Raw genomic sequence first — 22,631 nt, 5'->3', positions numbered from 1 at the left:
TTATTTATTCATGCTGAGACAGGAGTTCGAGAAAGGTGCTGAGTGCAGGGTTGTCGGAGGTGTGTTTATAAATGAAGTGCAGTGGTGTCGTCTGGGGCAGAATATCCAGGGAGGTATAGCGGATCATTTTTGATTGACGACTGAGGTGGCGTTCATTGACGATGGCGACGCCATTGCCAGAGGCAACCAATCCCAGCATGGTGCCTTCACCGTGCGCCCATTGGGTAACTTCCGGCCGCCATTCCATCTCCTGGAATAATGCCTCTTGCCAGTCGTAGTAATTGGGATCCGTGGTTCTGGGCAGACGAACGGCAGAGAATTGATTCAACTCTTCGACCGTGATGGAACACGGGATATGAATATCCCAACTGGCCGGGTAGGCAAGCACGAGTTTATCTTGTGCGATCGGTTGCACCACATATTCAGAGGGGAGTTCAGGGAAGTGATACAAGAAGGCGCCGTCTATCTGGTCCAGCTCTAGGCGTTTTAGCAACACCATGGGCGTATCCGAGTAGACTTCCAGTTCGACCTCGATATTGGTGTGGTGAAACTGGTTAACACATTGTGTGACTTCGCCTTCCCATAATACGAAATCCGGCGCACCCAGTGTGAGCGAACCATATTCCGTATGGGTAAACTGGCGCATTCTCTCATTGGCATCGTCAATTTGACGAATGATGGCCCCCAGTTCCTTCTGATAGACCTTTCCCGCCCTGTTTAAACGCAGCCCTCTCGGCAGGCGATCAAACAGTTGCACACCCAATTCGGATTCCAGTTCTTTTATCTTTCTTGAGATGGCAGGTTGAGTGACGTGAACCCTTTGGGCAGCTGAACGGATATTTTGCGTTTCAGCAACGGCCAGAAAGTACTTCAGCTGACGTAATTCCACTCGACTTCTTTCCCTGTCGGCATCAATCGATGTTTATATATTAATTTAATTTGTTGCAAATGACAAGTATTATCATTTGCGTTATCACAACGTTAAAAGCTTGTCAAACGGAACCGGACAGAATGAATAATACTAGCAGTGGCACTCTCTCACCTATAAATCGCTATAAGATCAAATACCTGTGGTTATGTTGCGCCTCTGCGCTGACTTGCTCAGGATTCACCTACGCGGAGGACAAGGTCGACGATCAGCAAACCGAGGCCTATCGCATCAACACCATCACAGTCTATGGCCAGCCGGTATCGGACGATAGTGAGACGACCGTCTCCAAGGAGCTGTGGGTGGGCGGCAAGGTCGCTACCAGCGTGCTGGATACGCCGGCCCTTGTCTCCGTGATCACCGAGAAAGAGATCAACCAGCGCAACGCCACCACCACGGAAGAGGTGTTGCAGTATTCCCCCGGCCTGGTCACCGACTACTATGGCTCGGATGATCGCAACGACTACTTCACCATCCGTGGCTTCCAGGCCACCACCTATCGCGATGGCCTGACCCTGGGATCCATGCGTGGCGTGCGTGAAGACCCCTACGCCTATGAGCGCGTGGAAGTGATCCGCGGCGCCAACTCGACCCTGTTTGGCCCGGCCGATCCGGGTGGCTCGGTCAACTTCGTGAGCAAGCGCCCCAAGTTCAAGCGCTTCGGTGACGGCTACATCTCCTATGGCTCGTTTGACAGCAAAGAGATCGGGGTCGATTTTGGCGACACACTGAACGAAGACAAGACCCTGGCCTACCGCTTCACCACCAAGCTGAAGAAGGGGGAGCTGGAATACGATCATTCGAAAGATGACTCCCAGCTGGTGATGGGCAGCCTGACCTGGCAGCCCTCCGCGGATACCACGGCCAGCCTGATCATCGATTACCTCGGCCGGGACTCCACCCCGAACAGCGGCGGATATCCTCTGGATAAAGAGTATGATCGCAGCAGTTTCTATGGCGAACCTGACTACAACAAGCACGATGTAGAACGGACCAACGTCAGTGCCCAGCTCACCCACTATTTCTCCAGTGATCTCAAGCTGAGCGCCAACCTGCGTTACAGCGATCTGAAGGACAACTTCGGGTATATCTACCTCTACGACTTCGCCGGTCGTACCGGCAGTGATGTCTCCCGCTACTACTTCGGTACCGACACCTCGTCCAACGAGCTGATCGGCAACACCATGCTGCAATACGATGCAAACTTCGGCCGCATCGACAGCAGCACCCTGATCGGGCTGGAGTATCGCGATGCCTCGAGCAAGGATCAATCCGTCTATGGCTCGGCCAGCCCCATCAACATCGACAATCCGGTCTACAGTGGTGTTCCCGTCATCGGTGCCCCCTACAGCAAGAACGATCAGGACTACCAGACCACCTCGGCCTTCTTGCAGCAGAACCTCTCGCTGGACGATCGCTATATCCTGACCCTGGGTGCCCGCCATGACTACATGGACTTGTCGAGCCGCGACATCAGCGACGTGGAGAGCAGCGATGACTTCTCCGAGACCTCGCTGCGGGCGGCTCTGACCTACAAGCTGACCCAGGAGTGGTCCACCTATGTCAGCCAGGTTGAGTCAGTTGCGCCTCCCGCCATCGGCGTCAAACCCGAGCGCGGCGAGCAGCTTGAATTGGGGGTGAAATACGCGCCTGAGTCGGTCAACGCCCTCTTCTCTGCCGCCATTTACGACCTGAACAAAAAAGATGTCACCATGGCCATCGTTCAGGACAACGGCACCATAGAGCGGGAAACCGTCGGTGAAACCCGGGTCAGAGGCTTTGATCTGGAGATGAAGGCGGAAGTGGCCAAGAACTTCAACCTGACGGGCGGCTACTCCTACATGAAGTCCGAGGTCGTGCGCGGCTCCACGCGCTCCGGCGCCTCCCTGGAAGGGAATGAGTTTGCCAGCACGCCGAACCACTCCGCGTCCTTGTGGGGCTACTACACCCTGCCCATCGAGACGATGGATGTCGGCCTGGGTGCCCGCTATGTTGGCAGCTATTACTTCGACCCGGACAATACCGCCAAGAGTGAAGCCGCCACCCTGCTGGATGCCGCCTTCGCCTACCGCATCACCAAGGATGCCAACCTGTCGTTCAATGTCTCCAACCTGACCGACAAGCAGTACGTGGTCGGCTCGGCGACCGCCAACTACTACAACCCGGGCCGCGCGTTCAACGCAGCGATCAATTACGCCTGGTAAGTCGTCCCCCCCTAAAGAGCCGCCATCGCGGCTCTTTTTTATGGGTCTCCTGTAACCCTGGCAGCGTCACTCCGTCTGCAGAGTCCCACCAGGATGAGCACAGCCATTGCGATACTCCTTCCTGACCATGTCGCCCGGCACAGACAAGACGCACGGGGCAATCTGTGATCCCGGCCGCTTTGGCTCCACCTGTGGCTATGATGGCCCGCATCCTCATGTACACTCAGAAAATCGGTCGCCGATATCGGTGGCCAGACGTCATGGCATCGCTGCAAGAGAAGGACATCATGGGCAACAAGAAGAAAACCAAGGCAGAACAGGCGGCGCCGACGCCAGAGAGCAAACCCCTTGGCACCAAGGAGTACGAAAAAGAGCTGCGCCGCCTGCACGTGGAGCTGGTGAAGCTGCAACGCTGGGTCGTCCACAAAGGGCTCAAGGTCTGCATCGTGTTCGAGGGGCGCGACGGGGCCGGCAAGGGGGGCGTCATCAAGGCCATCACCGAGCGGGTCAGCCCACGGGTATTTCGGGTGGTCGCCCTGCCTGCCCCCACGGAGCGGGAAAAGAGCCAGCTCTACATGCAGCGCTATGTCCCCTTGCTGCCCGCCGCCGGCGAGATCGTCATCTTCGATCGCAGCTGGTACAACCGGGCCGGGGTGGAGCGGATCATGGGCTTTTGCACCCCGGAGGCGAGCGACAAGTTTCTGGCCAGCACCCCGCAGATGGAGTGGTCTATGGTCGATGCGGGCATCATCTTGCTGAAATACTGGCTGGAGGTCACGCCAGAGGAGCAGGAGCGTCGCCTGCGAGACAGGATCGACGACGGCCGCAAGATCTGGAAACTCTCCCCCATGGACATCAAATCCTTCGACCGCTGGGATGACTACACGGAGGCGCGGGACGCCATGTTCGCCGCCACCGACACCACCTGGGCACCCTGGTTCGTGGCCCACTCGGAGGACAAGAAGAAGGTACGCCTCAACATCATCTCCCACCTGCTGGCCCACATCCCCTATGAGGAGCTGCCGGTGGATCACGTCAAGCTGCCCAAGCGCAAGATTGGCAAGGCCAAGCCCACCGATCACCCCTTCCGCTACGTGCCGGAACTGTTCTGATCCCCAGCCAGCCCCTGCCCGTGAAGGGGCTTGTCACATCCTGTGTCGTCCCTTTCCCTCTACACTTCAGCCATGCCGATGTTGACCACACCAGGATCTTGAGAGGAGATATCCCTTTGTTTTCACTCTCCGTTCGACTGCTTGCCCTGCTGCTGATCTGCCTCGCCACTCCGTTGCGGGCCCTGACCCTGACGCCGATCGCAACCGATCTTGCCCATCCCTGGGGACTGGCCTTCCTGCCGGATGGCGAGATGCTGGTGAGCGAGCGGCCCGGCCGCTTGCTGCACATCGATGCCAAGGGAGAGCGCCATCAGATTTCCGGCCTGCCGCCCATCGCCAGTCAGGGTCAGGGAGGCTTGCTGGATCTCGCCCTGGATGGGGATGGTTGGCTCTATCTCAGTTACAGCGAGCCCGGTGACGGAGGGGCCGGTACCGCCGTGGCCCGTGCCCGCTTGCAAAAAGATACCCTGATGGACTGGCAACCGCTGTTTCGCCAGCAACCCAAGGTAGCCGGCGGTGCCCACTTCGGCTCCCGGCTGGTGCTGATGGATGACTACCTCTTCATCACCCTGGGCGATCGCTACACAGAGCGGGAGCGGGCCCAGAGTCTCGACAACCACCTCGGCAAGACGGTGCGCCTCCACAGGGACGGCCGGGTCCCCGTCGACAACCCTTTCGTCAAGACGGCCGGGGCCCTGCCCGAGATCTGGAGCCTGGGCCATCGCAACATGCAAGGGGCCGCCCTGCGCCCCGGCAACCAGCAGTTCTGGACTCACGAGCATGGCCCTCAGGGGGGTGACGAGATAAACCTCATCCAGCCCGGCCACAACTACGGCTGGCCCAAGGTCACCTTCGGCGAGGAGTATGGGGGCGGCAAGATTGGCACGGGCCAGAGTGCCCCCGGCATGACGGCCCCCCTGTGGATCTGGGTACCTTCCATCGCCCCCTCCGGCATGACCTTTTATCAGGGGACGCTATTCAAGGAGTGGCAGGGAGATCTCTTCGTCGGCGCCCTGCGCGGTCAGTCCCTGATGAGGCTCAGCCTGGAGGGGGACAAGGTCGTCTCGCAGGAGCGGCTGCTCACCGACCTGGGGGAGCGGATCCGCACCGTCAAGGAGGGGCCTGACGGCGCCCTCTATCTGCTGACCGACTCGGGCAAGGGGCGGCTGCTGCGGCTGACCCCCTGATCCGGATGAAAACGCTGGCCAAGGGCCGCAAGGAGGAATCATGAACAAGCGTCGACACCTGCTGATACTGTGCGCCTGCCTCTGGTTGCTGGGCTGCAACACCATTCACGGCATGGGTCGGGATGTGGAGCGGGCCGGGGAAGTCATTCAGGGATCCGCCAAGCTCGCGGACGAAACGGCCCGCTGAGCAGCGGCAGATCCCGACCCTCAGTCCGTGCCTGCCGCCGCCATGGTGAGGGGGGCCATGGTCAGCTTGACCCCGTGCTGGGCCAGCAGCTCCCGGGCGCTGTCCGGCAGTTGATCGTCGGTGATCACCTGATCGATGGCATCCCAGCCCACCACGTTGAAGGTCCCTACCTTGCCATATTTGGACGAGTCGCAGATGAGGATGCGGCTCGCCGCCGACTCCACCACCGCCCGTTTCACCGGCACCTTCTGCTCGCTCGGGGTGGAGATCCCCTGCCCGTCCCAAGAGGAAGAGGAGAGAAAGGCCACGTCCAGGTGCAGGTTGCGCAGGAAGTGGGCGGTCGCCTCACCGGCGCAGGACTGGTTGTCACGAATGACCTGGCCGCCGGTGTGGTAGAGCCGGCAGCGGCCGTGCTCGATGAGGTAGGCGCAGACCATGAAGTCGTTGGTCACCACCATGAGATCTTCTCGCAGCGCCAGCTCGCGCGCCAGCTCCAGGGAGGTGGTCCCCGCATCCAGATAGACGGTGCAACCCTCCGCCACCTGGGCCGCCGCCAGCCGGGCGATGGCGAGCTTGGCTCCCTGCATCAGGCTGCGCTTGGTGGCATGGGAGGGCTCGCTCTTGATCCGCTGGGAGAGGCTGACCCCTCCCGACACCGAGAGCACCCGCCCCATCTGCTCCAGTTTCTGGATGTCCCGCCTGATGGTCATGTGGGAGACCTGCAGCAGGTCGGTCAGTTCCACTATGCTGACCACGCCGCGCTCTGCCAGCAGGTGCAGGATCTGTTGCTGTCGCTCTACGGGTATCATGGGGTTCACACCTTGGGAAAAGAGGGGGTCATTCTACCCCAGTGACATGGGAAAAAATGATAAATAAGCTCGAAGCAGCTCACAAATCACATTTATTCACATAAAATCGTGACTCATACAAATCCAACCCCAACGAAATAACAAAAATTAACACACAAATAGTTAATTTTTGTGACAACCGCCTGATATTTCATCGCCACAAGCCTCTACTATCGGCTCATCAGTCGTAACCGAGGAATCACAAGATGAGCACTCCCTTCCACGTCGCCGTCATCGGCCTGGGTGCCATGGGCATGGGCGCCGCCCGTTCCTGCCTGCGGGCCGGGCTCACCACCTATGGCATCGATCTCAGTGAATCGGCCCGCGGCCAGTTGCAGCAAGCCGGAGCCGCCGCCGTCATGGCCGACGCCAGACCGCTGGCCGAGGTGCTGGACGCCGTCCTGCTGCTGGTGGTCAACGCCGCCCAGGTGCGCCGCATCCTGCTGGGGGAGGAAGGGCTGGCCCCTCATCTCAAACCGGGCACCGCCGTCATGATCTCCTCCACCATCTCGGCGGCGGATGCGGCTTCCCTCGCCGACGAGCTGGGGCAGCTTGGGCTGCTGATGCTGGATGCCCCCGTCTCCGGCGGCGCCATCAAGGCCGATGCGGGGGAGATGACCGTCATGGCGGCGGGGGCCGAGGCGGCCTTCGACAAGCTGGATCCGGTGCTGGACGCGGTCGCAGGCCGGGTCTACCGGGTCGGCAGCGAACCCGGCCAGGGCAGCACGGTGAAGATCATTCACCAGCTGCTGGCCGGGGTGCACATCGCCGTGGCCGCCGAGGCCATGGCGCTGGCGAGCAAGGCGGGCATCTCTCTGGACCTCATGTATGACGTGGTCACCCACGCCGCCGGCAACTCCTGGATGTTCGAAAACCGCATGCCGCGCGTGCTGGCCGGCGACTACCAGGCCCGCTCCGCAGTGGACATCTTCGTCAAGGATCTGAATCTGGTGGCAGACACGGCCAAGGCACTGCACTTCCCGTTGCCGCTCGCCAGCACGGCGCTGAACATGTTCCTCGCCGCCAGCAACGCCGGTCACGGCCAGGAGGACGACAGCGCCGTCATCAAGACGTTCTCCGGCATCCAGCTGCCGGGACAGGGGGAAACACCATGAAACTCGGGGTCATTGCAGACGATTTCACCGGCGCTACCGATATAGCAGGATTTTTGGTTGAGAACGGTCTCTCGACCCTGCAGCTCGCAGGCGTCCCGGAAGAGCATGATCTGCCCGAGGTGGATGCCATCGTCATCAGCCTCAAGAGCCGCTCCTGCCCGGTGGACGAGGCGGTGCGCGACTCCCTGGCGGCGCTGGCGTGGCTCAAGGCCCGTGGCTGCCCGCGCATCTACCAGAAATATTGCTCCACCTTCGACAGCACGGCCCAGGGCAACATAGGCCCGGTCACCGACGCCCTGCTGGCGGCTCTTGGCAGTGACTTCACCCTGATCTGCCCGGCCCTGCCGGTCAACGGTCGCACCGTCTATCAGGGCAACCTGTTCGTGGGATCCCAGCCGCTCGCCGAATCCGGCATGCGCCACCACCCCATCACCCCCATGCAGGACAGCAACCTGTTGCGGCTGATGGAGTCCCAGGCCGCTGGCCGCGCCGGTCTGGTTCCCTTCGCCACCATAGCGCAGGGTGCCGAGGCCATCACCAGCGCCTTCGAGCAACTGCAGACCGAGGGGGTGCGCTACGCCGTGGTGGATACCCTGACGGAACAGCACCTGCTGGGTATCGCCAGCGCCAGCCTGACGCTGCCGCTGCTCACCGGCGGCTCCGGTCTCGCCATCGGCCTGGCCCGCGCCCTCAGTCGTGGCGATCTGCAGGGAGCCCGTGAAGCGGGTTGGCCCCGCGCCACACGTGCCGTGGTGCTGTCGGGCTCCTGCTCCGAGATGACCAACCGCCAGGTGGCCCGTTACCGCGAGCAGGCCCCTGCTCTCGCGCTGGACGTGGATGCCTGCCTCGGCCGCCCGGATTATCCCGAGGAGCTCGCCCGCTGGGTGCTGGCGCAGCCCGCCGCCCCCGCGCCCATGATCTATGCCACCACCAGCCCGGCCGATCTTGCCCGTATCCAGCAGAGCCACGGCCAGCAGGCGGCAAGCGAGGCGGTGGAGCACTGCTTCGCCCGGCTCGCCCAGTTGCTGTGCGGCGCCGGGGTGGATGGCTTCATCATCGCCGGTGGCGAGACCTCGAGCCGCATCACCCAGGCCCTCGCGGTCAAGGCCTTCCACATCGGCCCGCAAATCGCCCCCGGGGTGCCCTGGGTGCGTGCCACAGATGTCCCCCTCTCCCTGGCCCTCAAGTCTGGCAACTTCGGCGATGAGGCGTTCTTCACCAAGGCACAGGAGTTCTTCCATGACTGAGCAAGCCTTGCGCGACACCATGGTGATGCTGGGGGCCTCTCTCTTCCAGCGTGGTTACGCCACAGGCGGAGCGGGCAACCTCTCGGCCCTGCTGCCGGATGGCACCCTGATCGCCACCCCCACCGGCTCCTGCCTCGGTCGCCTGAGCGCCGAGCGCCTCTCCCGGGTCAGCCTGCAGGGGGAGCACCTGGATGGGGATCGCCCCTCCAAGGAGGTGGCGTTCCATCTGGCGCTTTATCACAACAATCCGGCGTGCCGGGCCGTGGTGCATCTGCACAGCACCTATCTCACCGCCCTCTCCTGCCTGGACGGGCTGGATCCTGCCAACGTCATCCGCCCCTTCACCCCCTACTACGTGATGCGGGTCGGCCAGCTGCCGCTCATCCCCTACTACAAGCCGGGGGATGCCCGCATCGCCGAGGAGCTGGGACAGCGGGCACAAGATGGCAAGGCCTTCCTGCTCGCCAACCACGGTCCCGTGGTGATGGGCAAGGATCTGATCGATGCGGTCAACAACATGGAAGAGCTGGAAGAGACGGCCCGTCTCGCCCTGCTGCTGCACGGCCAGTCCATCCGTTACCTGAGCGAGCACGAAATCGATGAACTCCGGAGGATGAAACCATGAGCAGAGCCTGCTGTGCCCCGCTGACCCGATATGACAACACCGCATTGAGGAACATCATGCCATGAGCAAATTTGCTGCCAATCTCACCATGCTGTTTACCGAGGTCCCCTTCCTCGAGCGTTTCGCCGAGGCGCGCCGCGCCGGCTTCGAGGCGGTGGAGTTCCTCTTCCCCTATGACTGGCCCGCCGCCGAACTGGGCCGCCAGCTGCGCGAGCAGGGGCTCTCCCAGGCGCTGTTCAACATGCCGCCGGGCAACTGGGGCGCGGGGGAGCGCGGCATGGCCGCCATCCCGGGGCGGGAGGCGGAGTTTCGCGCCCACCTGCCCATGGTGCGGGACTACGCCCTGGCGCTCGGTTGCAAGAAGGTGCACGCCATGAGCGGCATCGTCGACCCGGCCCATAGCCTGGCGGCCCACCGCCAGACCCTGGTCGACAACATCCGCTTCGCCGCCGACTACCTGGCCGAAGATGGCATCCGCGTGCTGCTCGAGCCCCTGAACGACAGGGACGTGCCCGGCTACTTCCTGGCCCACCAGCTCGATGCCCTGGCCCTGGTGCAGGAGATAGACAGACCCAATGTGGCGGTCCAGCTCGATCTCTATCACGCCCAGATCATGGATGGGGATCTCACCCGCCTCATCGGCAAGCTGGGCCCGGCCATCGGCCATGTCCAGATAGCCTCTGTGCCGGATCGTCACGAGCCGGACGAGGGGGAAATCGCCTACCCCCATCTGTTCGAGGCGCTGGCCGAGGCTGGCTACCACGACTGGATAGGCTGCGAATACAACCCCAGAGCCGGCACCCGTGAAGGGCTCGGCTGGCTGTCCCAACAATAAAAAAACACAACCTACACACGAACGAGTCTGAGGATAACGAGATGCAAATCATCATCACCGGCGGTGGTGGCTTCCTGGGCCAGAAACTGGCCAAAGCCCTGCTGAAAAGCACACACCCCTTCACCGAACTGCTGCTGGTGGATATCCAGCTGCCCCAGGCGCCACTCCCGGATGCCAGGGTGCGCTGCCTGCAGGCGGATCTCACCGCCCCCGGCGTGGCTGAGTCCCTCATCGGCGAGCAGACCGCCATCGTCTATCACCTGGCGGCCATCGTCAGCAGCCATGCGGAGCAGGACTTCGATCTCGGCTGGAAGGTGAATCTGGACACCACCCGCACCCTGCTGGAGGCCTGCCGTCATACCAAGCCCGGCATCCGCTTCATCTTCACCAGCTCGCTGGCGGTCTACGGCGGCCGCCTGCCGGCCCTGGTGGACGACGGCACCGCGCTGACCCCGACCTCCTCCTATGGTGCCCAGAAGGCCATGGGGGAACTCCTGGTCAACGACTACAGCCGCAAGGGCTATGTGGACGGCCTGGTACTGCGCCTGCCCACCATCTGCGTGCGGCCGGGAAAGCCGAACCGGGCTGCCTCCTCCTTTGTCAGCAGCATCATCCGCGAGCCCCTGCAAGGGGAGCAGGCCATCTGCCCGGTGAGCACGGATCTGCGGCTCTGGCTGTCGAGCCCGGCCACCGTGGTCGCGAACTTCCTGCTGGCGGCCAACCTGCCTGCCACCGGTGACTGGCGCAGCGTCAACCTGCCCGGCATCAGCGTGACCGTCGGCGAGATGCTGGAGGCCCTCGGCCGTACGGGTGGCGCCGCGGCCCGGGAGCGAGTGCAATTTGCCGCAGATCCCGCGGTGGAGCGCATCGTCGCCAGCTGGCCCGGTCGCATCGACAACCAGCGGGCCCATGCCCTCGGCTTCACGGCAGACAGGACGTTTGCCGACATCATCGACAGTTTCATCACCCATGACATGCAGGAGGCATCATGAGCGACATCCCAACCCCCATCATCGGCCTTATCATCGCCGTATTCGTACTGGTCTTCCTGGTGGTTCGCACCCGGGTACACGCCCTGATCGCCATGCTGGCGGCGGCCTGTATCGCCGGTATCACGGGCGGCATGAGCATCGACAAGACCCTCACCGTCATCACCCAGGGCTTTGGCTCCACCCTTGGCAGCATAGGCATCGTCATCGGCCTCGGGGTCATGATGGGCCGTCTGCTGGAGGTCTCCGGCGCAGCCGAGCAGATCGCCTACAGCTTCATCAAGTGGCTGGGCAAACGCCGTGAAGAGTGGGCGCTGGCCATCACCGGCTACATCGTCAGCATCCCCATCTTCGTGGATTCCGCCTTCGTCATCCTCTACCCGGTCGCCAAGGCTCTGGCGAAAAGCGGCAAGCGCTCCCTGCTCACCCTCGGCGTGGCCCTCGCAGGCGGCCTGGTGGTGACCCACCACACCGTGCCGCCGACCCCGGGGCCGCTCGGCGTCGCCGGTCTGTTTGGCGTGGACATCGGCGCCATGCTGCTGATGGGCATGGCGCTGGCCATCCCCTGCGTGCTCGGCATCGTCTTCTATGCCCAGTGGCTGGACAAGAAGTACCCCGAATTTGCCGCCCAGGTCGCCCAAACCCCGGATGAGCTGCAGGCTACTTACGACACTTATCTGAAGGAGAAAGAAGGCAAGAGCCTGCCGAGCCTGACCCTGTCGCTGCTGCCGATCCTGGTGCCGATCGTGCTCATCTTCCTCAAGGCCATCTTCACCACCCTGGCCACCCTGGAAGGCATGGAGAACCTGGCCGCCAACCCGCTGGTGCAGGGCGTCAACTTCATCGGCACCCCCATCATTGCGCTGGCCATCAGCGTGCTGCTGGCGGTCTATACCCTGGTGCCCCACATGGACAGGCACGCCACCGCCGCCCGCCTGGAAGAGGGGCTGCAATCGGCCGGCATCATCCTGCTGGTGACCGGTGCCGGTGGTGCGCTCGGCGCCGTCCTGCGTGACAGCGGCGCAGGCCAGCAACTGGCGGAGCAGATTGCCCAGCTGCCCATATCCCCCATCCTGATCCCCTTCATCGTCGCGACCCTGGTGCGCCTCATCCAGGGGTCCGGCACCGTGGCCATGGTGACGGCGGCCTCCATCTCCGCTCCCATACTGGCCCAGATCCCCGGGGTCAACATGCTGCTGGCGGCCCAGGCGGCCACCATGGGCTCGCTCTTCTTCGGCTACTTCAACGACAGCCTGTTCTGGGTGGTCAACCGCATGATGGGGATCTCGGACGTGAAACAGCAGATGATCGTCTGGTCCATTCCCACCACCATCGCCTGGGCCATCGGCGGCACCGGCGTCGCCCTGCTGAACCTGATGTTCGGCTCAGGTGGCACCTGGTTTGACCCGGTGCTGCCGCTGCTGGTGCTGGCGCTCATCGTCTGGTACGTCAAGGGCCAATCCCTGGCCCCTGCGACAGGTGCGGTGGCGAGCCGGGAGTCATAAGGGTTCACTCCACACACCCACTACCCAGCGAGGGCCAGTCTGCTAGACTGGCCCTCTTTTTCATCCACCGACAAAGGAGTGTTGGATGTCTGCTGTTTCCTGGTGGGATAGGTCCACCGCCCTGGCCCTGCTCACCATCTTGCTGTGGGCCTCCCTCGCCGCCCTCACCTCCCGGGTCACCAGCGTCTCCCCCCTGGTGCTGGTGGGGCTGGTGCTGTTCTTCTGCGGCCTGGGGGCCCTGCCCTTCTGGCGCCAATGGCGGGCCAGCGCCCTCAGCTGGCTGGTGACCATCACGGCCCTGCTGCTCTACCACAGCCTGCTGTTCATGAGCTTTCGCCACGCCCCCGTGCTCGAGGCGAACCTCATCAATTACCTCTGGCCCCTGTGCATCATCCTGTTCACCCCGCTGCTGCTGCCGGGCCATCCCCTCAAGCCCCAGCATCTGCTGGCGGGGGCGCTGGGTCTCGTCGGCTCGGTGCTGGTGATGGTGGATGGGGAGCTGAAGCTGCAGCAGGCCTATCTCCCCGGTTACCTGCTGGCGCTCGGCGCCGCCATCGTCTGGGGAGCCTACTCCGTGCTCTCCCGCCGCCTGCCTCCCGCCCCCGCCGTGGTCACCGCCGCCGCCTGCCTGCCGGCGGGTCTGCTGGCCCTGCTGCTCGCCTGGGGGCTCGAAGGCCCCTTGCCCCTCGCCCAGATCCCCCAGGCAGACTGGCTGCTCATCGCCGGGCTGGCCCTGGGGCCCATGGGGGCGGCCTTCGTCACCTGGTATCTGGCACTGCGAGACGGGGATCCGCGCCGCATCGGGGCGCTCGCCTACCTGACGCCACTTCTCAGCACCCTGCTGCTGGTGTGGCTCAACGGTGAAGAACTCACGTCCCGTCACCTGCTGGCGGGGAGCCTCATCATGGGGGGCGCCCTGCTCGGCCTGATGGTGAAATCCCCCAAGAGTCAGAGGGTTGTAAAACCCTTGTCATAAAAACGCCATCACTCCTGCTTAAGCTCGCAGCCATTGCGTGGTTCAAGCAGGATGTTGACGTGAAAATTGCCCATTATGCCTCCCTCTCCTCTCTGATATTGCTGCTGGTGGCCGCCACCCAGGCCACCGCCCTGTTCCATGGCTGGCAGCAGCTCAATGACACCGAACAGGATCAACGCCAGCACGAACGGCTCCAGCAGCGATTGAGCGGCCCCCTGCAAGAGGCGCTGCGGGACTACCTCGGCAGCGGTGACCCCCTGCGCCTGACCGAGGCACAAGGGGTACGCAAACAGGCGCTCGGCCAACTGGAACAACAGGATCCCGAGCAGAGTGCCCCGCTACGCACCCTGCTGGAGCAGATGGGCAGCCGCATCGACGGCGACTATCTGGCGGCAGGCAAGCTCTCCGGCAATAGCCAGCTGCTGCTGCAAAATGCCGAGAGCGAGCTGACCGCCCACGCCAAGGCGCTGCTGCGCTACGGCCAGCAAGGCGCGGAGGCGACGGATCCGTCCAGTGCCGATCGCTACCGTCAGGGCGCCGCCGACATCCTGGCGGCCCTGCCTGCCCTGGCTCATCTGCGCCAGAACTACATGGATCAGGCCAGCCCCAAGTTGCTGGAAGGATTGAAGTTCGAACTGGCGGCCCTGCAACGGCAGGCAGAGCAACTGGCTGCGCTGCCGAGCCTGGGGCTGTTCGAGGAAGCCCCTGCCGACGAATTCACCCTGGGAGAGCCGGTGCGCAAAGAGCTCGGCGATCTCCCGCGCAGCGAACTGGTTTCCCTGCTAAAACGCTACCCCCAGGAGCTGGAGAACAGTCGCAAGGCCCTGCAACAGCAGCAGGAGGCACGCCTGATGGTGCAACAGGACATCAGTCGACTGCTGCAGGAAAGTGACAAACTGGGGGAGCGCCTCTCCGCCCTGCGCCAAGGGGTGAACCGGGAGCTCGCCGTCATTCTCGGCTCCCTGGCGCTCACGCTGGTGGGGGTGGCCCTGCTGTTCGCCTTGGTGCAGCGCCGCTGGTTGGTCAAGCCACTGCTGCAATTGCGCGGCGCCTTCCTGCAACTCGATACCACAGGGGAAGCACAGATGCTGCCCGAGGGGCGGGAGCGCAACGAGCTGGCCGACATAGTGGCGAGTTACAATCGCCTCATCCTGCGTTTGAAACAGGATCAGCAACAGAAGGCAGGGCAACTCTCCTCCGTCTCCCTGAGCCTGCAGGAAATGGTGGATCAGGTGCAGGAGATCCATCACAGCACCCGCACCACAGAACAGGCGGTGGACGAGAGCGACCACATGATGAATGAGCTGAACCAGCTCGCCAGCGAGGTGCACCAGGTCGCCGCCGAGATAGCCCAGCACGCCCAGCACAACGAGCACTCCATGAGCCAGAGCGAGCAGCTGGTCGGCGGCATGCTGGCCGCCACTGCCCAGACCGGACTCGCCATCGACGAGAGCAGTGCGGCCCTGGCCCAGCTCAAGCGTTCGGTGGAGGATGTCACCGCCATCGTCGACGTCATCGGACACATCTCCCAGCAGACCAACCTGCTGGCCCTGAATGCCGCCATCGAGGCCGCCCGCGCCGGTGAGCAGGGGCGCGGCTTTGCCGTGGTGGCCGACGAGGTACGCCACCTCTCCGCCGATACCCAGCGCTCCCTCGGCCAGATCACCGAGATCCTGACAAGCCTGACCCAGGCCGGGGATCAGCTCGCCACCGTGATGACCCGGATCACCAGCGAGGCCGCCGGCCAGCGTCAGCAGGCCGAGCAGTTGCGCCAGACCACATTGACGGTGCGGGAGATGGCCCGCAGCACCGCCGTCATCGCCCTGCAAGGGGCCGACAACGCCAGAAGCCAGGAGCACAGGCTGGCCAGCTTCGCCGCCCTCATCGGCCGCATCAGCCAGCATGCCCGCCAGGGCAGCCAGCTCTCGGTGCAGGTGTCGGAACACATTCACCATCAGGCCCAGCAGATCCCCCGCATCCTGGGACAAGCCTGATCCCTGACGACTGACCCACCATGGCCCCGCCTCCCTGCGGGGTCATCTTTTTTTGCAACACAAAATTATCTGTTATCAGTCGGTTAACAAAGAAAGTTCAGCTTCCTCATCGAGTTTCATCCACGGAAACGGCCAACCCAGCATGAAAGCGTTGTCATTGTTGATATGAGCGGGATCACAGTGTCCACAACAAGGGTCATGATTATTTGCACTCGGTCATATTTTTGAAACTTCGATGGAACTTCATGTTGATATTTCGCACCGCGAACGTACTCTTGTGGTGTCCGGTCGCCAAGGGCCGCACATAAAAAATAAAGATTGTAAATACACAGATACCCCCACTGATGCGCCAAGGCATGCAGGGAGGGGCACAGCACAGACAAACGATTTTTTTGCCCTCCGGGGCCTTGATTGCAATGCCATTACCGAGCGGCGGGCCCGTGCCTGACTGCCGGACAAAAAAAAGCTAAGTCCATAAAATCAGGAGCAATACAAAATGGAAAAAGTGATTTTCAAGCGTGCCGCCTTGAGCGCCGCTGTGGTTGCCGCACTGGCTGCCCCGGGAATGGCCTTCGCCGCCCAGGACACTATGGGTCCGGGTTACGGAAAATCCTATGAGGCGTTTGCCGAAGACGCCAAAGTCACCGGTGGTCTGTTCTACTTCCAGCGCGACCGTGAACGCAAGCAGGCCGGTCCCGGCCAAGATGGCAAATACCACTCCAACCTGAGCCACGCCACTACCCAAGCTGCCCTCAACTTCAACTCCGGTTATGCCTGGGATGTAGTCGGCATCGACGTGGGCGGCTTCGGTGCCTATGACCTGGCCGTCGACGAGAGCAACGGCGTCAACGAAGAGAACGAGTTCTCCTTCTGGGGCAACAAGTGGGGTTCAGGTGGTGACGGTGTTCCCGAGAATGGCTTCAGCCTCTCCACCGCCGCCCTGAAACTGAAATTCTTCGATGGTGCCGTCACCGCCAAGGGTGGTTTCACCCAGCTGTACGTACCCGGCATCCTCGGTGTGAACTGGTCCTATCAACCCGGTACCTACCGTGGTGGCCAGATCGAAGGCAACTTCGGTGGTCTCTACCTGACCTACGCCATCGCCGATGAGTACAAGGCGCCCTGGTTCAAGAATACCGCCGGCTTCTCCAAGAGCAGCCCCTATGCCAGCGACCCCTTCACCGATGCCAACAAGATCGACTACATCCACGGTCTGGCCGCTCGCTACACCTTCGAGGATGGCACCGCGGTCACCGGTGGCTTCGGTCAGTCCGAAGGCTACATGGACAGCTACCACTTCAAGCTGGCTCACAAGTTTGACGTCCTGGGTGGCCTCTCCACCAGCTACCAGTTCTACGGTTCCGACACTGACAACAGCGATTACGATGGTCTGGCATGGCAGCAAGCGCTGACCGCCGCCTGGAACTACGCCCAGTACGGCTTCCGTCTGGAAGGTATGTGGACCAAGGCCGAAGGGGATCTGGGCAACTACCTGCCCCGTCTGACCCGTGGCTACGGCAACTCCCAGGGCGCGAACGAGATCTGGTGGGATTCCCGCTCTGACTGGAACCACAACGACGAGAAGGCCGTGTTCTTCGGTGTGACCCGTACCCTGGACGATCTGGTGGGTGCACCTGGTTGGGCACTCGGTGTCTCCGGCGCCTACGGTTGGGATGCCAACAATGGCGACAAGTCCCTGGAAGGTGGTAAAGAGTGGGCTGCCAACTTCGACGTCATGTACACGGTGCAAGACGGCAAGTTGAAGGGCACCCTGTTCAAGCTGCACTACACCGACTACAACAACGAGCAGGACGACAAGGGCAGCTGGTACTACCCGAACATGTTCAGCTCCGAGCATGACGTCAAGTTCCACATCATCATGCCGTTCACCATCCTGTAATCGGGAACGTGAATCATCTGAAAACCGGGCCCTTGGGCCCGGTTTTGTTTTTGGGCCGGGCAGGCTACCATGCCCCATCACAGGACTCGACACCGCAAGGATCCCCATGCCCCACCCCTTCGTGCTCATCACCGGCTGCTCAAGCGGCATCGGCCTGTCCGCCGCCAAGGCGCTCGGCGAACAGGGTTTCACCGTCATCGCCTCGGCCCGCCGGGAAGAAGACGTGGCGCGGCTGCAACAGCTGGGATTGCTCGCAGTGCGGCTGGATCTCGCCGATGAAGACAGCATCACCCAGGGGGCGGCCGAGGCGCTGGCCCTGGCTGGCGGTCGCCTTTATGGCCTGTTCAACAACGGGGCCTACGGCCAGCCGGGAGCACTGGAAGATCTGCCCACGGCGGCGCTGAGAGAGCAGTTCAACACCAACCTGTTCGGCTGGCATCAGCTCATTCGCGAAGTGCTGCCCGCCATGCTGGCGGCGGGAGAGGGGCGCATCGTGCAAAACAGCTCGGTGCTCGGTCTGGTAGCCATGAAGTATCGCGGCGCCTACAACGCCAGCAAGTTTGCCCTCGAGGGCTACACCGACACCCTGCGCCTCGAACTCGCCGGCACCGGGGTACAGGTCAGCCTGATCGAACCCGGGCCCATCGACACCCGTTTTCGCGCCAATGCCCGCGCCGCCTTTCTGCGCCACATCGATCCCGACACCAGCCGTCACAGCGCCGCTTACCAGCAGACCCTGAGCCGACTGGAGCGCGAGGGCGGAGCCCGAGGCTTCACTCTGCCAAGCGAAGCCTGCCTGCCGCCGCTCATCCACGCGCTCACCAGCAAGCGGCCCAAGCACCGCTACCCCGTCACCTTCCCGACCAGGCTGTTCACCGTGCTGCGCCGCCTGCTGCCAAGCCGCTGGCTGGACAGACTCCTGATAAAATCCGCCTGACACAGGGGATCGGGCCGATAGCCCGATCCCCTTCATCACTCAGTAGTGCTGACCGTTGCTGTAGTACTGGCTTGGAACTATGGGCAGCACCTGCACCACCACATAGGTCTCCTCCCCGAGCACCGCTTTCAGATGACGGGTGATGAGGGCCGCGGCGGCATCCTGCACCTCCTGGGGCCGCTCGAACCAGACCAGCTCCACGAAGGGAAAACCCGTCTCCGGCTGACCGTTTCGCACCCATTGGCTCGGTACGCACTCCAGGGTGACAAACTCCGGCTTGCCGCCGGTGAGGGCGCAGAGATCCGCCAGCAAGGGCGTGCTGATCCGTTGCAGGGTGTCGACAGAAACTGCCCGAAAACGAAGGTGGGGCATGGGAAACCTCTTGGCTGTGACGAATGAGGACTTATCATAGGGTTTATTGCCATGAAGCCAAGTCACCCCTTCATACAAGGAGCCCCATGAGATTCCATCGACCGCTGTTCTCCTTCCTGGTCTGCCTGCTGCTGCCGCTGCAGGCCCTCGCCGATCCGGCTTTCTATCGCATCGAGAAAGGCAGTGAACAACACTGGCTGCTGGGCTCCATCCACGCGGGCAAGCCCTCCCTCTATCCACTGCCGGATCCCGTGGAGCGGGCCTGGCAGCAGAGCCGAGCCCTGGTGATGGAGGTCGACATGACCCATGTCAGCAAGGAGCAGTGGCAGGAGATGGGGGCCATCACCCGCCTCGTCGACGGCAAGACCCTCAAGGATCATCTACCCATCGACCTCTACCGGCGCACCCTGATCGCCGCCGGTCAAAACGGTCTCAATGAAGCCATCCTGACCCCGCTGCGTCCCTGGTTTGCGGCCATCACCCTGACCCAGGCAGCCCTTGAACGCACCGGATTCAGCGGGGAATACGGGGTGGATCAGCACTTCGCCAAACGGGCGAGTGAGGGGGGCAAGCCCATCGTCGGCCTGGAGACTCTGCTGGAGCAGCTCGGTTATCTCGCCAGCGTCGGTGACAACCAGACCCTGATGCTGGAGAGCACCCTGGATGAGCTGCCGGAGCTCGAGAAGGGCTTTGGCGAGGTGATGAGCGCCTGGCAAAACGGCGATCAGGCGACCCTGATCAACCTGCTGAAAGAGGAGATGGCCCCGCCCAAGCTGCAGGCCTGGCTGGAGCAGACCCTGCTGGCGGAGCGCAACCGCAACTGGGTGGCGAAGTGGCCGACCCTGCCAAACGAGAGCTTTATCGTGGTAGGGGCCCTGCATCTTTACGGCGAACAGGGACTGCTGGCCCTGCTGGAGCAGCAAGGCTGGCGCATCACGCCCCTCACCGAACCAACCCAGCCTGCGGTCCAGTAGCCCTCCTCTCGCGGCCTTCCCTCCCCCTAAGTGGGAGGCCGCTCACAAAACCTGCTGATGATTAAACAACCACGACGGGACTTGATCGGGATCATCCCACCCCACCCAAAGAGGTATTTATCATGCCTGTCACCAAGGGATGACAGGAGTGGATGTGATGGAATTCTGGATAAACCTGATGTTCGGCAACAGCGTGGGACTGATGTCCATGCTGGTGATTATCGGCACCTTCCTGCTGATCAGCGCCTATGCCGTCTACTTCATCTACAAGGTGATGCACGCCAAGCCGCCGACGGAGGAGCAATAGCCTCCCCATGCGGGGGATGCCCCCAACCTGCCAGGTAAAGCGCGACCAGACCCGTGCGCCCTCCCCATCAGCCTTGGCCGCCTTAGCGGACGGCCATTCTAAGCGGGGGCTGGGCCCGTTATAATGTCTCCTCATTTTCATGGGGGGAGCCTGCCGTGCCACATGACGACGAATACTCACTCTTCCTGCAGGAGGTCGCCGACGTGCGACCCCTTCGCAGCGACCAGATAGCACCTCAAAGCGGCGACAGCGCCCCGACCGAGGCTCAGCTCGCGCGCCGCCAGGCCGCCAGCGCAGGCCCGCTACCCCAGGACATGCTCAGCATGGAGGCCATCACGCTGCGGGATCCCCACGAGATCGTCGGCTTCAAGCGCGACGGCGTGCAGGAGGGGGTCTACAAGAAGCTGCGGCTCGGCAAATACGAGCTGCAGGCCAGCCTGGATCTGCACCAGAAGACCCTCAACGAGGCGCGAACCGCCCTGGCGCAATTTATCGCCGATTGCGAGGTGCGGGACATCCGCTGCCTGCTGATCCTGCACGGCAAGGGGGAGCGCAGCACCCCGCGCGCCATGCTCAAGAGCCATGTCAGCGCCTGGCTGCCGCAACTGCCGGCGGTCATGGCTATGCACAGCGCCGAACGCCGCCACGGCGGCAGTGGCGCCCTCTATGTGCTGCTGCGAAAGAGCGAGCGCAAGAAGGCCGAGAACCGCGAGCGCCACCAGAAGCGCCTGCCCTGAGATCCCGAAGTGGCAAGGCACCCGACGCCGGTGCTAGCATCATGACGCCCCGATCATGCCAGGTACGGGGTGCATACTCTCAGGGACGATAACAAGGACAATCCCATGTCATATCAAAAGCTTGAAAAACATCAGCAACAGCTGCACCGACTCTCCCATCTCTCCGCCATCTGCGGCTGGGATCAGGCCGCCATGATGCCGGAAGGGGGCAACGAGGCACGGGCCGAAGCCATGGCGGAACTTGGCGTGCTCATGCACCAAAAGCGCACCGCTCCCGAGCTCGGCGACTGGATAGCAAAGGCAGAGAGCGAGAACCTGGATGCGACCCAGCGCGCGAACCTCGCTGAGATCAAGCGCCACTGGCAGGATGCGAGCCTGCTGCCGGGGGAGCTGGTGGAGGCGCTCTCCTTGGCCGGCAGCAAGTGCGAACACGCCTGGCGCCGCCAGCGCAAGGAGAATGACTGGGCCGGTTTTGCCCCGAATCTCAAGGAGGTGGTGAAGCTGTCGCGGGAGGTCGCGACCTTGCGCGCCGAGGCGCTGGATCTGCGCCCCTACGACGCCATGCTGGCGCTCTATGAGCCCGGCATGACCAGCGCGCGGCTGGACGGCATCTTCGGCGATCTGACGAGCTGGCTGCCCGATCTCATCCAGCGCGTGAGCGAACAGCAGAAGCGCGACACCCTGCTGATCCCGCAAGGCCCCTTCCCCATCCCGACTCAGCAGGCGCTCGGCCAGGAGGTGATGGGACTGCTCGGCTTCGATTTCGCCCACGGCCGACTCGACGTGAGCAGCCACCCGTTCTGCGGCGGTGTGCCGACGGACGTGCGCATCACCACGCGCTACAACGAGGGCGAATTCGTCTCCAGCCTGATGGGCATAGTGCACGAGACGGGGCACGCCCGTTACGAGCAGGGGCTGCCGCGCGACCTGCTCGGCCAGCCGGTCGCCGAGGCGCGCTCCATGGGTATTCACGAGAGCCAGAGCCTGTTCTGCGAGATGCAGCTCGGCCACTCCCCGGCGTTCCTGTCGCTGATAGCGCCACGCATCCGCGCCCACTTTGGCGATCAACCGGCACTCGATCCCGCGAACCTCGTGAAGCTGTACAACCGCGTCGAGCCCGGCTTTATCCGGGTCGATGCGGACGAGGTGACCTACCCGGCGCACGTCATCCTGCGCTACGAGCTGGAGCGCGATCTGATGGAAGGGCGCATCGAGGTGGCGGACATCCCCGAGCTGTGGGACATGAAAATGCAGCAGTGGCTCGGCCTGTCGACCAAGGGCAACTACCAGAATGGCTGCATGCAGGACATTCACTGGACGGACGGGTCGTTTGGCTACTTCCCGAGCTACACGCTCGGCGCCATGTACGCGGCGCAACTGCGCTTCGCGCTGGAGCGGGAACTCGGCGACATGGGCGCGCTGATCAGTGCGGGCCGTCTGCCGGAGATCTTCGCGTGGCTCGGTCGTCACATCTGGTCACAAGCTAGCCTGCACGACACGGACGAACTCGTGCGACGCGCGACCGGCGAGGCGTTGAATCCACAGTGGCTGCGCCAGCATCTGGAGCAGCGTTATCTGAAGTAGCATCTGAAATAACCTTTGCCCAGATGCAACAACGGCGCCCCGACCGAGGGCGCCGTTTTTTATCCCGC

General features: G+C 62.8%; 21 protein-coding genes. 18 read left to right on the top strand and 3 right to left on the bottom strand.

The genetic code is table 11. The features are described from left to right. Nucleotides 1-4: 4 nt before the first annotated feature. On the bottom strand, nt 5-889 hold the full coding sequence (locus tag ABNP46_RS04725) for a LysR family transcriptional regulator (protein ID WP_349921278.1): 885 nt from the start codon (nt 887-889) through the stop codon (nt 5-7). 122 nt (nt 890-1,011) lie between these two features. On the opposite strand from ABNP46_RS04725, the gene ABNP46_RS04720 reads away from it, so the two are divergent. From ABNP46_RS04720 to ABNP46_RS04705, 4 genes are all read left to right on the top strand, one after another. Then, nucleotides 1,012-3,132, top strand: a complete 2,121-nt coding sequence (locus ABNP46_RS04720; RefSeq protein WP_349921277.1) for a TonB-dependent siderophore receptor — start codon at nt 1,012-1,014, stop codon at nt 3,130-3,132. Between the two features lie 287 nt (nt 3,133-3,419). Continuing rightward, a complete protein-coding gene (ppk2, locus tag ABNP46_RS04715) occupies nt 3,420-4,244 on the top strand; it encodes a polyphosphate kinase 2 (protein ID WP_434476190.1) in 825 nt (274 codons plus the stop codon). Nucleotides 4,245-4,360: 116 nt separating this feature from the next. Then, a complete protein-coding gene (locus ABNP46_RS04710) occupies nt 4,361-5,431 on the top strand; it encodes a PQQ-dependent sugar dehydrogenase (protein WP_349921275.1) in 1,071 nt (356 codons plus the stop codon). Nucleotides 5,432-5,471: 40 nt separating this feature from the next. Then, complete coding sequence (locus ABNP46_RS04705) at nt 5,472-5,618, top strand: entericidin A/B family lipoprotein (RefSeq protein ID WP_349921273.1); 147 nt, start codon at nt 5,472-5,474, stop codon at nt 5,616-5,618. A 20-nt stretch (nt 5,619-5,638) separates the two neighbouring features. Here ABNP46_RS04705 and ABNP46_RS04700 read toward each other — a convergent pair whose 3' ends face one another. Next, nucleotides 5,639-6,427: a DeoR/GlpR family DNA-binding transcription regulator gene (locus ABNP46_RS04700; protein WP_349921272.1), complete on the bottom strand. Its 789-nt coding sequence runs from the start codon at nt 6,425-6,427 to the stop codon at nt 5,639-5,641. 245 nt (nt 6,428-6,672) lie between these two features. Here ABNP46_RS04700 and ltnD point away from each other — a divergent pair, with 245 nt between their 5' ends. From ltnD to ABNP46_RS04650, 10 genes are all read left to right on the top strand, one after another. Then, complete coding sequence (ltnD, locus tag ABNP46_RS04695) at nt 6,673-7,581, top strand: L-threonate dehydrogenase (protein WP_349921271.1); 909 nt, start codon at nt 6,673-6,675, stop codon at nt 7,579-7,581. Next, nucleotides 7,578-8,828 carry a 3-oxo-tetronate kinase gene (gene otnK, locus ABNP46_RS04690; protein ID WP_349921270.1) on the top strand — a complete coding sequence of 417 codons (1,251 nt, stop codon included), beginning with the start codon at nt 7,578-7,580 and terminating at the stop codon, nt 8,826-8,828. The genes ltnD and otnK overlap by 4 nt, the downstream gene beginning before the upstream one ends. Beyond that, nucleotides 8,821-9,453 carry an aldolase gene (locus ABNP46_RS04685; RefSeq protein WP_349921269.1) on the top strand — a complete coding sequence of 211 codons (633 nt, stop codon included), beginning with the start codon at nt 8,821-8,823 and terminating at the stop codon, nt 9,451-9,453. The genes otnK and ABNP46_RS04685 overlap by 8 nt, the downstream gene beginning before the upstream one ends. A gap of 61 nt (nt 9,454-9,514) precedes the next feature. After that, nucleotides 9,515-10,288, top strand: a complete 774-nt coding sequence (gene otnI, locus ABNP46_RS04680) for a 2-oxo-tetronate isomerase (protein WP_349921268.1) — start codon at nt 9,515-9,517, stop codon at nt 10,286-10,288. Between the two features lie 41 nt (nt 10,289-10,329). After that, nucleotides 10,330-11,280 carry a D-erythronate dehydrogenase gene (gene denD / locus ABNP46_RS04675; RefSeq protein ID WP_349921267.1) on the top strand — a complete coding sequence of 317 codons (951 nt, stop codon included), beginning with the start codon at nt 10,330-10,332 and terminating at the stop codon, nt 11,278-11,280. After that, nucleotides 11,277-12,782: a GntP family permease gene (locus ABNP46_RS04670; RefSeq protein ID WP_349921266.1), complete on the top strand. Its 1,506-nt coding sequence runs from the start codon at nt 11,277-11,279 to the stop codon at nt 12,780-12,782. The genes denD and ABNP46_RS04670 overlap by 4 nt, the downstream gene beginning before the upstream one ends. A gap of 85 nt (nt 12,783-12,867) precedes the next feature. Further along, nucleotides 12,868-13,758: a DMT family transporter gene (locus ABNP46_RS04665; RefSeq protein ID WP_349921265.1), complete on the top strand. Its 891-nt coding sequence runs from the start codon at nt 12,868-12,870 to the stop codon at nt 13,756-13,758. A 59-nt stretch (nt 13,759-13,817) separates the two neighbouring features. Continuing rightward, the gene (locus ABNP46_RS04660) at nt 13,818-15,752 is read left to right on the top strand and encodes a methyl-accepting chemotaxis protein (protein WP_349921264.1); all 1,935 of its coding nucleotides are present in this window, start codon (nt 13,818-13,820) and stop codon (nt 15,750-15,752) included. Between the two features lie 496 nt (nt 15,753-16,248). Beyond that, nucleotides 16,249-17,652 (top strand): OprD family outer membrane porin, encoded by a 1,404-nt coding sequence (locus ABNP46_RS04655; RefSeq protein WP_349921263.1) that lies wholly within the window; start codon nt 16,249-16,251, stop codon nt 17,650-17,652. 106 nt (nt 17,653-17,758) lie between these two features. After that, nucleotides 17,759-18,589 carry an SDR family oxidoreductase gene (locus ABNP46_RS04650; RefSeq protein WP_349921262.1) on the top strand — a complete coding sequence of 277 codons (831 nt, stop codon included), beginning with the start codon at nt 17,759-17,761 and terminating at the stop codon, nt 18,587-18,589. Between the two features lie 39 nt (nt 18,590-18,628). Here the strand turns inward: ABNP46_RS04650 and ABNP46_RS04645 are convergent, their stop codons facing one another. Further along, a complete protein-coding gene (locus ABNP46_RS04645; RefSeq protein ID WP_349921261.1) occupies nt 18,629-18,961 on the bottom strand; it encodes a DUF1904 family protein in 333 nt (110 codons plus the stop codon). Between the two features lie 86 nt (nt 18,962-19,047). On the opposite strand from ABNP46_RS04645, the gene ABNP46_RS04640 reads away from it, so the two are divergent. From ABNP46_RS04640 to ABNP46_RS04625, 4 genes are all read left to right on the top strand, one after another. Continuing rightward, entirely contained in the window at nt 19,048-19,935 is an 888-nt protein-coding gene (locus ABNP46_RS04640) for a TraB/GumN family protein (protein WP_349921260.1), read from the top strand. 157 nt (nt 19,936-20,092) lie between these two features. Continuing rightward, the gene (locus tag ABNP46_RS04635; protein WP_349921259.1) at nt 20,093-20,242 is read left to right on the top strand and encodes a DUF3149 domain-containing protein; all 150 of its coding nucleotides are present in this window, start codon (nt 20,093-20,095) and stop codon (nt 20,240-20,242) included. A gap of 155 nt (nt 20,243-20,397) precedes the next feature. After that, nucleotides 20,398-20,979 (top strand): DNA endonuclease SmrA, encoded by a 582-nt coding sequence (gene smrA / locus ABNP46_RS04630; RefSeq protein ID WP_349921258.1) that lies wholly within the window; start codon nt 20,398-20,400, stop codon nt 20,977-20,979. Between the two features lie 105 nt (nt 20,980-21,084). Next, nucleotides 21,085-22,563: a carboxypeptidase M32 gene (locus ABNP46_RS04625; protein WP_349921257.1), complete on the top strand. Its 1,479-nt coding sequence runs from the start codon at nt 21,085-21,087 to the stop codon at nt 22,561-22,563. Nucleotides 22,564-22,631 lie beyond the last annotated feature (68 nt).

Origin of the sequence: Aeromonas veronii, assembly GCF_040215105.1 — a bacterium.
In the GTDB taxonomy this organism is placed as follows: domain Bacteria; phylum Pseudomonadota; class Gammaproteobacteria; order Enterobacterales; family Aeromonadaceae; genus Aeromonas; species Aeromonas veronii_G.
Note: the sequence above shows the minus strand (reverse complement) of the source record. Positions and strands in the feature narration are given on the sequence as shown.

Bases quoted from the DNA above. Each gene is read 5' to 3' on its own strand.
- ABNP46_RS04720 (WP_349921277.1), top strand. From the start codon at position 1,012: ATGAATAATACTAGCAGTGGCACTCTCTCACCTATAAATCGCTATAAG.
- ppk2 (WP_434476190.1), top strand. From the start codon at position 3,420: ATGGGCAACAAGAAGAAAACCAAGGCAGAACAGGCGGCGCCGACGCCA.
- ABNP46_RS04705 (WP_349921273.1), top strand. From the start codon at position 5,472: ATGAACAAGCGTCGACACCTGCTGATACTGTGCGCCTGCCTCTGGTTG.
- ABNP46_RS04700 (WP_349921272.1), bottom strand. From the start codon at position 6,427: ATGATACCCGTAGAGCGACAGCAACAGATCCTGCACCTGCTGGCAGAG.
- ltnD (WP_349921271.1), top strand. From the start codon at position 6,673: ATGAGCACTCCCTTCCACGTCGCCGTCATCGGCCTGGGTGCCATGGGC.
- otnK (WP_349921270.1), top strand. From the start codon at position 7,578: ATGAAACTCGGGGTCATTGCAGACGATTTCACCGGCGCTACCGATATA.
- ABNP46_RS04685 (WP_349921269.1), top strand. From the start codon at position 8,821: ATGACTGAGCAAGCCTTGCGCGACACCATGGTGATGCTGGGGGCCTCT.
- otnI (WP_349921268.1), top strand. From the start codon at position 9,515: ATGAGCAAATTTGCTGCCAATCTCACCATGCTGTTTACCGAGGTCCCC.
- denD (WP_349921267.1), top strand. From the start codon at position 10,330: ATGCAAATCATCATCACCGGCGGTGGTGGCTTCCTGGGCCAGAAACTG.
- ABNP46_RS04670 (WP_349921266.1), top strand. From the start codon at position 11,277: ATGAGCGACATCCCAACCCCCATCATCGGCCTTATCATCGCCGTATTC.
- ABNP46_RS04665 (WP_349921265.1), top strand. From the start codon at position 12,868: ATGTCTGCTGTTTCCTGGTGGGATAGGTCCACCGCCCTGGCCCTGCTC.
- ABNP46_RS04655 (WP_349921263.1), top strand. From the start codon at position 16,249: ATGGAAAAAGTGATTTTCAAGCGTGCCGCCTTGAGCGCCGCTGTGGTT.
- ABNP46_RS04650 (WP_349921262.1), top strand. From the start codon at position 17,759: ATGCCCCACCCCTTCGTGCTCATCACCGGCTGCTCAAGCGGCATCGGC.
- ABNP46_RS04645 (WP_349921261.1), bottom strand. From the start codon at position 18,961: ATGCCCCACCTTCGTTTTCGGGCAGTTTCTGTCGACACCCTGCAACGG.
- ABNP46_RS04640 (WP_349921260.1), top strand. From the start codon at position 19,048: ATGAGATTCCATCGACCGCTGTTCTCCTTCCTGGTCTGCCTGCTGCTG.
- ABNP46_RS04635 (WP_349921259.1), top strand. From the start codon at position 20,093: ATGGAATTCTGGATAAACCTGATGTTCGGCAACAGCGTGGGACTGATG.
- ABNP46_RS04625 (WP_349921257.1), top strand. From the start codon at position 21,085: ATGTCATATCAAAAGCTTGAAAAACATCAGCAACAGCTGCACCGACTC.